The 14,269-nt window shown below is 44.7% G+C and carries 20 protein-coding genes; 1 reads left to right on the top strand and 19 read right to left on the bottom strand.

The window, feature by feature from the left end:
* The 11 genes from BUC50_RS07045 to BUC50_RS06995 are packed head-to-tail and all read right to left on the bottom strand — an operon-like array spanning position 1 to position 5,390.
* Entirely contained in the window at positions 1-546 is a 546-nt protein-coding gene (locus BUC50_RS07045; protein WP_013048649.1) for an NADH-quinone oxidoreductase subunit C, read from the bottom strand.
* Positions 546-1,007: an NADH-quinone oxidoreductase subunit B family protein gene (locus BUC50_RS07040; protein ID WP_013048650.1), complete on the bottom strand. Its 462-nt coding sequence runs from the start codon at positions 1,005-1,007 to the stop codon at positions 546-548. The genes BUC50_RS07045 and BUC50_RS07040 overlap by 1 nt, the downstream gene beginning before the upstream one ends.
* Before the next feature lie 11 nt (positions 1,008-1,018).
* The gene (gene mbhI / locus BUC50_RS07035) at positions 1,019-1,360 is read right to left on the bottom strand and encodes a membrane-bound hydrogenase complex subunit MbhI (RefSeq protein WP_013048651.1); all 342 of its coding nucleotides are present in this window, start codon (positions 1,358-1,360) and stop codon (positions 1,019-1,021) included.
* Entirely contained in the window at positions 1,360-2,925 is a 1,566-nt protein-coding gene (locus tag BUC50_RS07030; RefSeq protein WP_013048652.1) for a proton-conducting transporter transmembrane domain-containing protein, read from the bottom strand. The genes mbhI and BUC50_RS07030 overlap by 1 nt, the downstream gene beginning before the upstream one ends.
* On the bottom strand, positions 2,922-3,269 hold the full coding sequence (locus tag BUC50_RS07025) for a sodium:proton antiporter (protein WP_013048653.1): 348 nt from the start codon (positions 3,267-3,269) through the stop codon (positions 2,922-2,924). The genes BUC50_RS07030 and BUC50_RS07025 overlap by 4 nt, the downstream gene beginning before the upstream one ends.
* On the bottom strand, positions 3,259-3,741 hold the full coding sequence (locus tag BUC50_RS07020) for an MnhB domain-containing protein (RefSeq protein ID WP_013048654.1): 483 nt from the start codon (positions 3,739-3,741) through the stop codon (positions 3,259-3,261). Before BUC50_RS07020 ends, BUC50_RS07025 begins: the two co-directional genes overlap by 11 nt.
* Entirely contained in the window at positions 3,738-4,010 is a 273-nt protein-coding gene (gene mbhE / locus BUC50_RS07015; RefSeq protein ID WP_013048655.1) for a hydrogen gas-evolving membrane-bound hydrogenase subunit E, read from the bottom strand. Before mbhE ends, BUC50_RS07020 begins: the two co-directional genes overlap by 4 nt.
* Positions 4,007-4,270: a Na(+)/H(+) antiporter subunit B gene (locus tag BUC50_RS07010; protein ID WP_013048656.1), complete on the bottom strand. Its 264-nt coding sequence runs from the start codon at positions 4,268-4,270 to the stop codon at positions 4,007-4,009. Before BUC50_RS07010 ends, mbhE begins: the two co-directional genes overlap by 4 nt.
* The gene (mnhG, locus tag BUC50_RS07005) at positions 4,263-4,646 is read right to left on the bottom strand and encodes a monovalent cation/H(+) antiporter subunit G (RefSeq protein WP_013048657.1); all 384 of its coding nucleotides are present in this window, start codon (positions 4,644-4,646) and stop codon (positions 4,263-4,265) included. The genes BUC50_RS07010 and mnhG overlap by 8 nt, the downstream gene beginning before the upstream one ends.
* A 1-nt stretch (position 4,647) precedes the next feature.
* Positions 4,648-4,890 carry a monovalent cation/H+ antiporter complex subunit F gene (locus BUC50_RS07000; protein WP_041459364.1) on the bottom strand — a complete coding sequence of 81 codons (243 nt, stop codon included), beginning with the start codon at positions 4,888-4,890 and terminating at the stop codon, positions 4,648-4,650.
* A gap of 14 nt (positions 4,891-4,904) precedes the next feature.
* Complete coding sequence (locus tag BUC50_RS06995; RefSeq protein ID WP_013048659.1) at positions 4,905-5,390, bottom strand: Na+/H+ antiporter subunit E; 486 nt, start codon at positions 5,388-5,390, stop codon at positions 4,905-4,907.
* A gap of 278 nt (positions 5,391-5,668) precedes the next feature.
* Between BUC50_RS06995 and BUC50_RS06990 the strand changes: the two genes are divergently transcribed.
* A complete protein-coding gene (locus BUC50_RS06990) occupies positions 5,669-6,589 on the top strand; it encodes a DMT family transporter (protein WP_013048660.1) in 921 nt (306 codons plus the stop codon).
* On the opposite strand, the gene BUC50_RS06985 is transcribed toward BUC50_RS06990, so the two are convergent.
* The 8 genes from BUC50_RS06985 to BUC50_RS06950 form a co-directional block, all read right to left on the bottom strand.
* A complete protein-coding gene (locus tag BUC50_RS06985) occupies positions 6,573-7,271 on the bottom strand; it encodes a hypothetical protein (protein WP_013048661.1) in 699 nt (232 codons plus the stop codon). The genes BUC50_RS06990 and BUC50_RS06985 overlap by 17 nt on opposite strands.
* 4 nt (positions 7,272-7,275) lie before the next feature.
* Positions 7,276-9,135, bottom strand: coding sequence for a YgiQ family radical SAM protein (locus BUC50_RS06980; protein ID WP_013048662.1), 1,860 nt, complete (start codon positions 9,133-9,135; stop codon positions 7,276-7,278).
* A gap of 42 nt (positions 9,136-9,177) precedes the next feature.
* Positions 9,178-10,230, bottom strand: coding sequence for a hypothetical protein (locus BUC50_RS06975; RefSeq protein WP_041459365.1), 1,053 nt, complete (start codon positions 10,228-10,230; stop codon positions 9,178-9,180).
* Complete coding sequence (locus BUC50_RS06970; RefSeq protein WP_013048664.1) at positions 10,231-10,968, bottom strand: SIR2 family NAD-dependent protein deacylase; 738 nt, start codon at positions 10,966-10,968, stop codon at positions 10,231-10,233. It abuts the gene before it with no gap.
* Positions 10,969-11,130: 162 nt separating this feature from the next.
* The gene (gene corA, locus BUC50_RS06965) at positions 11,131-12,201 is read right to left on the bottom strand and encodes a magnesium/cobalt transporter CorA (protein ID WP_013048665.1); all 1,071 of its coding nucleotides are present in this window, start codon (positions 12,199-12,201) and stop codon (positions 11,131-11,133) included.
* A gap of 50 nt (positions 12,202-12,251) precedes the next feature.
* Entirely contained in the window at positions 12,252-12,776 is a 525-nt protein-coding gene (locus BUC50_RS06960; protein WP_013048666.1) for a chromate transporter, read from the bottom strand.
* Entirely contained in the window at positions 12,773-13,303 is a 531-nt protein-coding gene (locus BUC50_RS06955; protein WP_013048667.1) for a chromate transporter, read from the bottom strand. The genes BUC50_RS06960 and BUC50_RS06955 overlap by 4 nt, the downstream gene beginning before the upstream one ends.
* A gap of 91 nt (positions 13,304-13,394) precedes the next feature.
* A complete protein-coding gene (locus tag BUC50_RS06950) occupies positions 13,395-14,222 on the bottom strand; it encodes a UDP-2,3-diacylglucosamine diphosphatase (RefSeq protein WP_013048668.1) in 828 nt (275 codons plus the stop codon).
* Between the last annotated feature and the right edge of the window lie 47 nt (positions 14,223-14,269).

Raw genomic sequence — 14,269 nt, 5'->3', positions numbered from 1 at the left:
CTAAGAGAGTTCCCGAAGGTGTTCAGCATCAGGACCTGTTTCGTCTCTGCGCCACGGTTTAATCGACTCATCCCAGTCTTCGGGAAGAAAGACAAGAGCCTTGTTCTGAAGTCCTTCAAAATCTATTCCCAACATTTCACGCATTTCCCGTTCGCTATACTCTACTCCCGGAATGGTTTTGAAGAGAGAGGGCATGACGAGGTCAGATTTAGGAATTGCCACGCTCACTGTTACACCCAATCTTTTATCGCGACCCGCTACCCTGAAAAGACTGAAGTGATAATTCAATGACACAACATCACCATCGTCATTGCCTGAGAGTACGTGGAAATGAAGGAAATCGAACCCGAAAAGAAACTCCACCAACTCAAGAAACTTCTCTCTTGATGTGGTCAGCCATATTTGGTTGTAGATCACTGCCTGATCATTTCCGGCACGGTATTCTCTCACGTCTTTCACCACATTCTCACCAAAGGAATCTCGAAGAGATGAGAGAACGTTTTCAAGAGGAAGAGCGTTCTGTGCGTAGTTCATTGGAGTCTTCATTATTTATCAACACCTGCCTTAAGCAGTTCTTCCCGCTTTGATTCCAGCTTCAAGACAGCCTTCGCCACTCCTTCTATAATGGCTTCTGGGCGTGGAGGGCAGCCATGGACATATACATCCACTGGAATAATGTTATCGACTGGGCCCTCAAGGCTATAGGATTTATAGAAAACATCCCCAGATGCGCCACAGTTCCCAACAACAACTACAACCTTAGGATCCGGTATCTGGTTATAGATTCGCAGCAGCCGATCCTTCATATACTTCGTTACCGGGCCTGTAACCACTAACACATCAGCATGCCGGGGCGTTCCAACAAGTTTCATGCCAAAGCGCTCTATATCATAACGGGGGCTGATTGTGGCGACAATTTCGATGTCACATCCGTTACATGATCCGGAGTTACATGTCATAACCCAAAGGGATTTGGGCAACACTTCAAGATATTTTTCTAGCCTCATCTTTCAGCCTCCTAAACCACGAGGATCAGCGCAGCTATCACTGCGGCGGAAAGCACAAAATATCCCATATAGTCGCGCATATGGCCGCTATGCATGGAGATCAAAACCTTGTAGTAAGGTTCCAGTGCTTTTCTAAATCCCCAGTAGGAAGAACTGGCCGGCACAGAAATTTCCGCCCCATCTTCAGGGACGACGTTACCAGACCAATAAATCTCATCCTGCTCTGTTCCTTCTTTATAGTCACGCCGCCCTACTGAACGAAGCCAGAGAGCAAAAAAGGAGGCGATAAAAAAGAAGATCAGCCAGGATATGACATCCCAATAACCAAATCCTGTGAAGACCTTATTCCACATTACAGCCCACCTCCCATAACTGCTTGTATAAACCCGCCCTGATCCACAAGAGCCTTAGCCGCTGGCTCCACTAAATGGGAAAGAGCCCATGTGGGGAAAAGGGAAAGACCAATAATTGCCACCGTTAAAACGGCCATGCCCACAATCATGCTGGTGGGAACTTCTTTTACCGTTGCGTAGCAGGCTTTTTCCGGCCCCAGATAGGCGGTCTGAAAAACCTTTACGAAAGATGCCAAGGTAAGCACAGATGTTACAAGGGCAGCCACTGCCAAGAACGGATGTATTGCGAAAACTGACTCGTAGATAAGTAATTTCGATACAAAACCATTGAAAGGCGGAAGTCCTGAAATGGCCGCGGCCGCAATGGCAAACATAAATGTGGTATAAGGCATTTTCCGAGCCAAACCCCCGAGTTTGTTTAAATCCCTTGTTCCGGTGGCATAGTAAAGAGCTCCTGCGGTCAAGAAGAGCAGGGCCTTATACATGGTGTAGTTAAAGATATGGTAGATACCGCCTTTCATAGCAGTAAACCCATAATCGGCCATAGCCTGAGGGCTTCTCAGCGCCAACAGACCTACGCCAAGAGCCAAAAGCATGTACCCTACCTGGGAGATGGAGTGATATCCCATGAGACGTTTCACTTCGTGCTGAACTACAGCCATTGAAACGCCGAAGAACATGGAAGCAGTTCCAAGAATAACAATTACCCAGGGAACAAAAGTGCTGCCGAGTGTGGCGCCATACAAGCTAAAGCAAACTCTCATCAAGCCATAAAATGATGCCTGGCTTACTGCAACGAGAAGGCATGTGACTCCTGCCGGAGCTTCTGCATAGGCATCTGGCATCCACATATGCATGGGGAAAGTTCCGCACTTCATTGCCAGCGCTGCTACAAGGAATGCCAAGACGCTCTTTTCCACAACGCCAAGCTGAAGCATATGGGCCACTCCTGCCATATTCAGGACATTGTAGCGTCCATAAAGCATGCCGATGGCTATAAGCACCATCATCGCTGCAAGCTGGGATACCAGCATATATTTTAAGCTTGCCTCAACGGCTTCGGGCCGATCTCTCCAGAAGGCGATAAGACCGAAGGATGCCGCAGAAGCTATTTCGAGAAATACAAAAAAGTTGAAAAGGTCTCCAGTAACCATAAGACCCAGCATTCCTGCTGTCAGAAGAAAATAGAGAGATGTAAAACGGCTCATACCCGAAAAGCGATCCATAAAATGGACTGAATAGAGTGCACCGGCAAAGGAAACGATACTGCCGGCCAACGCCATAAATGCGCTGAACGCATCTATCTCAAGAATAATCCTTATGGGATAAGCCATACCAGAAGGAAGGGTGAGAGTAGTCTGTTCCCCTCCCATCACATAGACCATCACGCCGTTGGCCGTAACAGACTTCCAAATTAAAAATGCTAAAACCAACGTTAAAAACGAAAGACTGACCATCCAAACGTTTCGCAGCGTCTTTCCGCCTAATGAAAATAGAGGCGTTGCGAAGGCCCCAAGAAGAGGGATGGCCAATATTAATGCTGGAAGGTGTTCTTGCCAGTTCATCCTCGCAACCTCCGTATTTCGTCAATATTCAAAGTTCCATAATGGCGATAGATCAGCATCAAGAGCGAAAGCATGAGAGCTGTTGTCGCCAAAGCAATAACGATGGCCGTCAGAGTTAAAGCCTGGGGGGTGGGCAAAACCATGAATTTCTCCCCACCTGCAAGATATCTCACTGGAATTGAGCCGCCGGTTCTATAACCGAGCACAATGAGAAACATATTCGTTGCCGATTCAATAACACTGATGCCAATGGCTATTTTAAACAGGTTCCTTTCTGTCAAAACGGCAACAAGCCCTATGAGGAACAGCACGCCAACTACAAAAAAAGGGGCATTACCGATCATGGCCGCTTTCCCCTCCTATCTCGTAGGTATCGAAGAGGCGTGTGCCCTTGAACATGTGAATAATGAGAAGGGATAATTCTCCAACCACCTCAAACCCCACCGCAAGGTTCATCAATGCTATAGTTCCTGAAGGATGGAAAATACCATGGCCCGACTTCGCCACTTCCGCCGCAGGAATAGAAATAAAGTTATAAAAGAAGGAAGTGGGCATTCCCATAAATCCCAAAACTATAAAGCTTAGAAGGCCAAAGCCTATCATTCCATTATAGATGCCCTCGTTAAGCCAGTTTTTGAGTCTTTTCCAACCATAGGCAACAAGCAGAAGAGCAATAAAAGTGGCCGCCACTGCTCCTCCCTGAAATCCTCCGCCGGGAGTCATAACTCCATGAATAATCACGTAGGATCCGAACACGACCATAAACCAGGCGAAAATATCGCAGCCCGTTCGAACAACTACTGATAGAGGCTTCATTTCTTTTTGCCCCCTTCCCTGAAAAGAGCTAAGACGGAAGTTGCCGCTGTGAAAAGGACAGCAGCTTCGCCAAGAGTATCAAACCCTCGAAAATCAAAAACAATGGATGTGACGGCATTTTCAGCAGAACGATCTGCCATTGCGTGTTCCAGAAAATAATTATCCATAGCTACCTGGCCCGGTTCACCAAAAGGATGAATGGTATCGAGGGCTCCCCAGACCAAACCGCTAAGAATAAGAGCCGCAATTACAAAGAGTGTTTTCTTCATCGCATGTCACCCCCGGTTTTAGTCCGAGCTTTTCCGCAACCCCTCAAGGCGATAAGATAGATGGCCGTGCTCAGCCCTGCACCTATGCCTGCCTCTGCTATGGCTACATCTGGGGCTCGCAAGAGGTAAAATTCAATAGCCAGTATCAAACTGAAAACACCAAGGGAAATAACCGACGACAAAAGGTCGCGAAACCAGATGGCAAAAAAAGCCGAAATAACGAGCAACGTGAGTATAGCTATATGGAAAACTTCACTCACTGACAACACCACCTTTACGCTCTTCTGCCTCAGCCAGACGGTCTACCACTGCCATCTTAGGTAAAATGCCGCTTCTATGGGCTGCTCGCGCTATGGCATGTGCCCCAGTCGCATTCGTAATAAGAAGCACCATAACAGCTATAAGAGCGTGAATAATGAGAACTGCAAAACGGCTCCCCCCACCTTGATACATGCGAAAGGCTGCATAAGCCACAACACCAAGCGACATAAAGATGCTGCCAAATGTTGTACATTTCGTAGCCCCATGAAGCCTCGTATAGACATCTGGGAACCGATACAAAGAAATTGCACCGAGAGTATTGAAAATAAGCCCTATAATTACAAGAATACCAACGACATACTGCTCAGCAGCCACGCTACATCCCTCCCTCTATAAAACGAGCAATGAACATGGTCCCTACAAAGGAAAGGGCTGCATAAACAATGGCTACATCGATCATGACCACAGAATCGTACACCGCTGACAACAAGACCATAATAGCCACCACCAGAGTATTTACTGTATCTAAAGCGACAGCTCGATCAGGTATTGTAGGTCCGGCGATGAGACGGCCAAAAATTACAACGGCCAATATACCCAAAACTGCAGCTCCCCACATCAATAGTTGAGTACTCAATCCGCTAACCTCCTTGCCCAACGTGCAAAAGAACCATACACCTGCTCCTCCTTAGGAGACACATCAAGAACATTGATCCAGTGGATATAATAGGCCCCGTCATCGTCTACATCCACTGTAAGTGTTCCTGGAGTTAACGTAATAGAATCTGCAAGGATCATTTTTGCCAGATCAGTTTTCAGGCCTGGCTCCAGTTTGACTATCCCTGGATTGATATGTCCCGTAACGACTCGCATTGCGACATCGAAGTTGGCTTTGATGAGTCCTATCGCAAAAGGTACACAGATGTAATAGATAAAGGTAAGCCAATGAAGAGGATTCAAAATTTTGAAACTGAAAGATTTTGTGGGGTTCCATGAATGAAAGGCGAATGCGAGAACAGTAGCAAGAACAACTCCTATACCTACCTCAAACACAGGTATGCTGCCTCCAGACCAAACAAGCAGAAGATACATTGATAAGGATGCGACAAAAACAAACAATGTTTACACCCCCTCTACGTAAAGTATATTCAATTGGCATACATTATACTCCATTCAACTTTAAATTGTAAATGAAAGTTCCTTTCACTCAAAAGTAAGAACCCTCTCATCGACGTGATTGGTTATTTTTTTATATGTCTTATTCCCTTTAGTTTTCTAAATTAATTGATCTATTTAAACTATAGTTTATAATATCTATGGTGATAAGGTTTTTATGATATACTCTGATATACTCTAAAGTCCTGCCCTGTAGGAAAATATTTATGGGAGTGTCGTCTATGCCCTGGTTAAACCGTTATAAAGTACTTATCGCTGATGGAGCCCTTGTCCTCATAGCATTGTTCTGGGGCGTAGGATTTGTAGCTATGAAAGATGCCCTCGTTAGTTTTTCCCCCTTCTGGCTGCTGGCCCTTCGATTCACAGCCTCTTTCATTCTTATGGCCATCATCTTCAAAAAGCGTTTGCGAAAGCTTACGGCTGCCAACCTTAAAGCGGGTCTTTTAATAGGGGTTTTCCTCTTTCTCGGCTTCGCTACACAAACAATCGGGCTGACATTCACTTCTCCCGGCAAACAGGCTTTTATAACCGCTACCTATGTTGTAATCGTTCCATTTCTTTCGTGGGGACTCAAAAAAATTTTTCCCGGCTACCTCTCTTTCGTTGCATCCCTCATTTGCCTTGCGGGGATGGCCCTTCTCACTCTTCAAGGCAACGGTGATACACTCTCTACTTTTAACAAAGGTGACCTACTGACTTTTGCCTGCGCTATTTTCTTCGCGTGTCATATTCTGGCAATCGAAATGTTTGCTTCCAAGATGGATCCGCTAGTGCTTGCCACTCTTCAGATTGGAACTACAGCGCTCCTGAGCTTTGCCTGTGCCCTGTTATTTGAAGAATGGCCCGGTTCCATTGCATCAAGCGCATGGTGGAGTATCGCTTTCACAGTTCTCTTCTGTACTGTATTTGCCCTTTCCATTCAAAATGCAGCTCAAAAATTTACACCTTCAACCCATGCTGCGATCCTACTTAGCCTAGAATCTGTATTTGGAGCACTTTCCAGCGTTTTGATACTTGGTGAAGTTTTTACTATCCCTATGGTTTTGGGATGTTTTTTAATCCTGATTGCCGTCTTACTCACTGAAACTGGTCCTACTTTATTGGGAAAACTGCAAATTATCAAGACTATTTTCTATCTTTAGATGATATATCGCAAGATGCAACATCATCTGAAACAACATCGTCTGATACAACTTTTGCTTTCTTTTCCTCTGGTGGTAGTTCACCAATTAATTTCACTCGATCTGCCGGAATGGTAAAGGTGAACCCTATTTTATCCCCCCTAACATCAAGTTCGGCATCCGAGATCTCGGCATCTATTCCCGGGATGAAGTCAAGGGTTCCCTGCATTGTCTCTTTGGCTTCCTCTTCAATGGATTCTTTGAGCTTCTGCCCTTCTTCCAGAATATCGTCAACTACGGGAAGGGAAACCACATTCTCCTTCGAAGCTTTCTTTGGTTTTATCTGAGCCTGTATTTCCCGCAATTCTTCTTCCCTTGATTTTTGCTTTGGAAGAACCTCGGGCTGTGATGGATGTTTTATATCCACCTTTAGGGGTATCTGTTGCTTTTTTTTGGGCGAAACCGGAGTTCCTTCTCTTTTAACCGGAGTGGCTACTATGTTAGAAGAAGGCTTCTGGTTTGAGGCAGGAGCAGTCATTTTTGTGGTAGGGGACATGATAGGGAGGGTTTCAGAAAGATGAAGCAGTGGAGAGTCGTTTTCTGAAACTTTTAGATTTTCTCTCACGTTCAAATATAATAAACTTCCAGTCATGGCCCCAATAAAAGCAAGGGCACAAGCCAAAAGAAAGGAAAATCTCTTCATCTCTCTAGTGCCTCCTCTTAGACTTGCCTTTCTCGCGCCTTTCTTGTCTTTCTCTTGATTCTTTTTTTTCTGGCGGGACAAGACATTTTTCGCCCCAGCCTATAAGATCTTCACGACCGGCAATCTTTAATGCTTCTCGCACAAAACGATGGTTAGAAGGGTTACGATATTGCAACAACGCCCTTTGCAATTTTCTTTCATGGCTGCTTTTAGGTACATACACCGCTTCCTTTGTTAATGGGTTGATTCCTGTGTAATACATGCAGGTTGCCAGGCTTCCGGGGGTTGGGATAAAATCCTGAACCTGTTCAGGCATGAAGTTCAGATCTCGAACAAATTCTGCCAGTTCTATTGCTTCTTTCAAACCAGCCCCGGGATGGCTGGAAATAAAATATGGCACAAGATACTGTTTTTTCCCCAGTTTCTTATTCATATTCTCGTATTCCTTCATAAATTGTTCATATACATGTTTCCCTGATTTGCCCATTAACGCGAGCACATTCTCAGAAACATGCTCCGGAGCCACTTTTAACTGGCCACTTACGTGATACCTGCAAAGCTCCTCGAGAAAGCGTCTACTGCTCTTTTTATCCGCTAGAAGGTAATCGAAGCGAATTCCAGATCGTATAAAGACCTTTTTGACACCTGGTAACGTTCTAAGCTCGTGCAATAGCTCTAAGTAGCCTTCATGGTCTACACGCAAGTTCCCGCATGGAACAGGGCCAATGCACTGTTTGTTCTTACATGTTCCTCGCAGGAGCTGATCATCGCACGACGGTCGGTTGAAATTCGCAGTGGGCCCCCCAACATCGTGAATGTATCCCTTAAAACCAGGGAGCTTCGTCAGGAGGATGGCCTCGTCCATGATAGATTCTTCTGAACGACTCTGAATTATTCGGCCCTGATGAGACGTTATGGCGCAAAAAGCACAGCTTCCAAAACATCCTCGGTGAGTAGTGAGGCTGAACTCCACTTCCTTGAGAGCTGGCACTCCTCCGTCCTTTTCATACATGGGATGCCATGTGCGTGTGTAGGGAAGCTGATAAACAGAATCAAGCTCTGATGTGCTCAAGGGTGCAGCCGGTGGATTCTGAATAACGTAGAAAGTATCATGGCGCTGTACTACCGTTTTCCCTCTCACTGGATCCTGTTCAATGTACTGAATGCGAAAAGCTTCAGCAAAGGCCGCCTTATCACTCACAACAGATTCGAAAGAAGGACATTCTTCATAATTCCAAAGTCTTTCAATACTCTGGTTTTTATAGCAAGTTCCATGTATATCCCGTATTTCTGAAACCGGTATCCCCTTTTTCAATAACTCTGCGATCTGGATGATCTGCTTCTCTCCCATTCCATACACCAGCAAATCAGCCTGGCTATCAATAAGGATGGAACGACGAACAGCATCTGACCAGTAATCATAGTGGGCAAACCGGCGCAAACTCGCTTCTATCCCGCCGATTATAAGAGGGATGTTTCCCCAAAGTTCACGAATACGATTGCAGTAGGCTATAGTCGCTCGGTCTGGGCGCTGCCCAGCCTTTCCTCCAGGGGAATAACTGTCCGTGCTTCTGCTTTTTTTAGAAGCTGTCAGTTTGTTCAGCATTGAGTCAAGGTTGCCAGCTGAAACAAGCACCCCCAATCGAGGGCGTCCCAACCTGGCGAAGTCCTTCGTGTCACGCCACTCTGGCTGCGGTATAATACCTACCTTAAAGCCTGCATTATCAAGGATGCGCGTTATAATAGCATGGCCGAAACTAGGATGATCTACATAGGCATCAGCACTTATGAAAAGGAAATCAAGGATGTCCCAGTCTCTTTGCTCCATATCTTTTTGCGATACTGGTAAAAAGGAATGCGTCAAAAAAACCTCTCCTCAAAAAATATTTGGAATAGAATATTATAATCACTCATCGTCCTTTTTGGGTAGTTTCTCAAGAATCGCCCGCTCAATGTTTTGTATTTCCAAACGCTCTTCTTCGTCGAGAGCCGTCATTACCTCTTTTCTAAATGCCATTGCCAGGGCTGTCCGCGGTCTTTCCCGTTCACTTCTAGGCACGTCTTCCCCCCCTGGAATCTCTCCCCACGATATTTTTTTCCTGTTGAAGTAAAGATCGAGGTCGACAAACCGCTCTCCTGTTTCTGTATATTCAAGCCCCATGAGGGCCCTTTTTACCATTCCTGAGTCAAGGAAGGTCAATATGCGTATGCAATAGACCGGTACAGGCATGAGAATGTGCGCATAATCTTTGCCCCATCCCTCTCCGATGGTAATGCTGACTTCCAGTCCTTCCAAAGTCAGCCTTAGTCGTCGAGAGTGAAGCCAGTACTGCTTGTTTGCATCATAAACTCGAATTTCCATGACGTTCCAATCGCGGCTGCCCAGACCAGCATTGAAATAGTGAAAAGCTCTGTTGTTCAGCCGTTTAAAGAGCTCTTCAAAGGGCATGTCTATAAAAAGAGCTTCTTCAAAAAGATCTCCCTCTTTAAATGCCAAACCATGTTTTAAAGACTTTTCTGTAAAACAAACAGGAACGCCGCTAGTCTCTGAAAGAAAAATTAGATCTGAAGATACCTGCTCACACCGGCCGCCAAAGTCATTCTGAATTTCCTTTAACACTGTGCGATAGTCACCAAATACTCTAAAGAAAATGACCCTGGGCAATCGTTCTACATATTCAAATACATCTGTAGCTTTTTCGTTAATAATACGCTCCAGTATTTTGTCGGGGTGATTCATGGTAACTAGAACAACTGGGAGAGTCTCGGTGCAAACCTTCAAATCGCTGACAAGCAAAACTGCCCTGCTCTCTTCAACAGATGCCAGTGTTTCTTCAAAGGATCTTTCATTAGCGGAAAAAAGTTCAACATCGAAATTTTGTTGAAGCCATTGTACAATCCGCACTTTATCTCCTTTAAGAACAAGCATCGGAGCTCCTTTTCTAATGACGTTAATCACTTAATGGCCCCCCTCTCTATGCATTATCTGTTGAATTCTTTCTAAAGCATCCACAAGGTTTTCACGAACTACAAAAGATGCCATAGAGTCATATTGGGTGGGTTCTCTGTTGAGAATAATAAGTTTAGCTCCTGCCTCATGGGCCTCTAAAGGGAAAAAATTAGCAGGTGAAACATTTAAGGATGATCCCAGAACCATAAATACATCACTTTTTAATGAAAGTTCATGAGCCCGCTTCATAGGAGTATCGGGCAACATTTCACCAAAAAGGACCACTCCTGGGCGAAGGATGCCCTTGCAGTCCGGGCAAAGCTCTTCTGTTAATAAGAGCTCAGAAGGAAATTCATTTTTACAGCGGCTACACCTCGCTTTCCTAAGGGTGCCATGGAGCTCTACAACATTCCTACAGCCAGCTTCCTGGTGAAACCCGTCAACATTCTGGGTTATTATGCCTTGGAGAAGGTTTTCTTCTTCCCACTTTGACAATATGCAGTGACCAAGATTCGGCGAGGCATTCTTCAAAGCATTGATACGATATCGGTAAAAATCCAGAAAGGCTTCTCTATTGTTTTCCATCGCGTCTATAGACGCCAATGCCATTGGGTTATAACGAGACCATAGCCCCTGGGAAGATCTGAAATCAGGCAAACCCGATGAGGTGCTCATCCCCGCACCTGAAAAAATAACGAGGTGATGAGCGCTGCCCAGACATTCCGCAATTTTTTTATATTGGTTCATACCCATCCCTCCTAAGAATTATCTTCTTCTCGTGATGCAAGCATGTGGTTCATGCCGGGGTATTAGCCGCAAAGATACGCGCGGTGATAATCAGCTAACCAACCACCAGCCATAGTGAAACTTCTGCCGGAGAAAGAACTCTATCGATAGCTCCCCATAGATTCATAACCACTTCTTTCTCTTAAACAAATAGATCATGGCAAAAGCAATAAAGCCCATTATTACCCATACGAATGGGTATCCCAATTTCCACTCAAGTTCTGGCATGTATTTAAAATTCATCCCATAGATACCTACTATAAAGGTTAGGGGAATAAAGAGAGTGGCAATGACCGTAAGAACTTTCATCACATCGTTCATACGGTTGCTTAAGGAGGAAAGATAGAGGTCAAGCATTCCAGAAACTGTTTCTCTGAAATTTTCCACAGTGTCTATGTTTTGAATGACATGATCGTAAAGATCACCGAAATAGGTTCGGGTTTGGAGCTGGATAAGGGAGCTTTCAGTTTTACGAATAGTATTTACAGCTTCCCGGAGAGGCCATACGGCATGTCTTAATATCAAAAGTTCCCGTTTCATTTTATAAATTGAACGAACCGTTTCCTGGTCAGGATGAGCTAGCAGAAGGTCTTCTGTATCCTCTATCTGCTCTCCCAGACGTTCCAAAATAACAAAATAACGGTCAACAACTGAGTCCATGAGGGCATAAAGAAGGTAATCGGCACCAAGACGTCTAAAGCGCCCTGCTGTACTACGTATTCGTTCCCGGACGGGTTCAAAAACATCCCCAATACGCTCTTGAAAGGATATTACGAGATTATCTTTCAGTATGAAGCTAACTTGTTCTATGGTGAGGTCTCCTGTTTGCTCATCAATGTCGAGCATCTTAAGAACGACATACAAAAAATCTTCATATTCGTCTGTTTTGGGTCGTTGCTCTGTATTAAGAATATCTTCAAGAACAAGCGGGTGGATAGAAAAAGTTTCGCCAATCTCTTCGATAAGTGGCGCTTCATGAAGCCCCACTACATCAAGCCAGTCTATTACCCCTGCTGAATCTTTTCTTTCATAATCATGAAAGTCGGATAAAGACCTCTCATCTAAAACATCCACACCATATCGCATCAAATGCAACGCAACATCACCCATTTTTTTCTCTCCAACATGGATAAGGCTCCCAGGCGGAAGCCCCGCCTTGTCAGAACGGCGATGCTTCTTTAGCTTTTGTGTCATTAGTATCTCCCCTTTGTCAGTTATCCAGGGACAGATGCGGCTCCTAAATCTTATTGAAAAATAAGAAGTCCGGCCAGACCAAAGAGTATAAAAAGAAGAGGGGGGTTATTTTTAAATATACGAAGCTGAAAAAGAACAAGGCCCAAACAAAACAGAGCGGCCGTCTGCCACTGGGAAAGAGCGGTTTTTAAAAGAGGAACCACTGCAAGAGTCAATAGAGCTCCCACTGCTGGACGCAACGATCTTTTAAAATGATCAACTTTCTCGTCGGAACTTTTCTTCATCATGAGAAGAACTAAAAACAAGATAAGAAGAGGCGCTGAAGCAACAGAAAGAGTTGCTATAAGAGAACCTAAAACACCAGCCTGATGATATCCTACGAAGGTCGCGGCATTGATGGCAATAGGTCCTGGAGTGACCTGGGCTAAGGCCAAAACCTGATTGAACTCTTCGAGAGTCAACCAGCCATAATTCATGACAAGTTCATGCTCTATAAGAGGGATGGTTGAAATACCGCCACCAAAGGCCCCTATCCCAATACGGGCAAAGGCCAGGGCGAGCAATAGAAGCTTCACGACTTTTTCTCCTTTCTAAGCCATTGAATGGCTACCCCCCCAGCCACAGCAAAAAGTGGGTGGATATTAAAGAAGACCATTAAAAGGATAACGAAGGCATAGGGGACTAAATTCAAGAGATCAGGAAGAAGAATGGATTTCAGTTGTCGGACTACAACATTGACCAATAGCGCAGCTACTGCACAAATAACGCCAAGGAAAAAAGCCTTTAATGCAGGGGAGTTGTGATACTTCAACACAAGGTTCGAAAGGAGCAAAATAATAGTAAAAGGAGGAACTAAAACCCCTAAAACTGCCATGAACGCGCCCCTAATACCACTATAATGCTTCCCTATAAGAAAAGAGGATGATACAGCTATAGGCCCTGGCATTGCCGCGGATAGGCTCACTATGTCCAATAAATCCTGTTCAGACATGTCACCTCGTTTGCGAACTTCAGTTTCTGCCATGCCAAGGATAACTACGCCGCCTCCAAATGTTACGGAACTAATTTTAAAAAACATTTTAAACAGCTGCCACGGTGTCATAGTAATGCGTCAATCCTTTCCTCCGTTTCGGCACCATTCATGTCAAAAGCAAAAAAATCATGAATAGCCTCTAGAGGCATTGTACATAAATTTAACGACTTTTACAGCTTAAAAAGGGCAAGGGTATCTCTGTAAAGGGAAACGCTGGCAACCCGAGATTGCCATTCCCATCAAAAAGGGTTTGAGCCTGACTTCGTATCTGTTGCCACAAAAGGGGTTTGATACTTCCATCCTGTGTTTCGACAACAGCAGAACAGCTTTCAAGCCAGTCTCCAGTATTGCAGTAAAGAAGGGCTCCAATCTTCTTCATGACAGGGCGATGGATATGTCCGCAAATAATGCCTTCCACATTATATTTCTCTGCGGTTTCCGTGATCTTTCTTTCGTATCCGCTTATGTACTTTACAAATTCCTTTACTGTCCTTTTTGCCCTTCTCGATAGCGACCATTTTGAATTATCAGAAAGAAACAAGCGGCTAAGGCCATCATTCAACCAAAGTGATGTTTCGTAAGCTGCGTCCCCAATTCTTGCCAACCATTGTGTATATTTTGATACAATGTCAAATTCGTCTCCATGGGTAATCAAATATCGTCGTCCATCCGCAGCTGTATGAAAAACTCTTTCAAGGATATGTATCCCACCAAGAGTTCGTCCGCTAAATTCCTTAAGAAAATCATCATGGTTCCCAGGGATATAGAAGACCTCTGTTTTTTCAGACAGTTTAAGAAGCAACTGGAGAATATAGTGGGAAGAACGAGTTTTTAAGGCTTCGTGTCTGAATTTCCAGCCATCTATAATGTCCCCCACTAAATAAAGGCGGTCACAAAAAGAAGAGGAAAGGAAGGCCGCTAACTGGTCGACTTTGCTCCATTTAGATCCAAGATGAACGTCAGAAACAAAAATTGTACGATAATGCATCGCTTCGCCCCTTTTTAAAAGTCGTATCTGCTCTGAATCGAACAGTT

This window comes from Aminobacterium sp. EBM-42 (assembly GCF_001896635.1).
Lineage (GTDB): Bacteria > Synergistota > Synergistia > Synergistales > Aminobacteriaceae > Aminobacterium > Aminobacterium colombiense.
The sequence above is the reverse complement of the archived record's forward strand: the minus strand, read 5'-3'. Positions and strand labels throughout refer to the sequence as shown.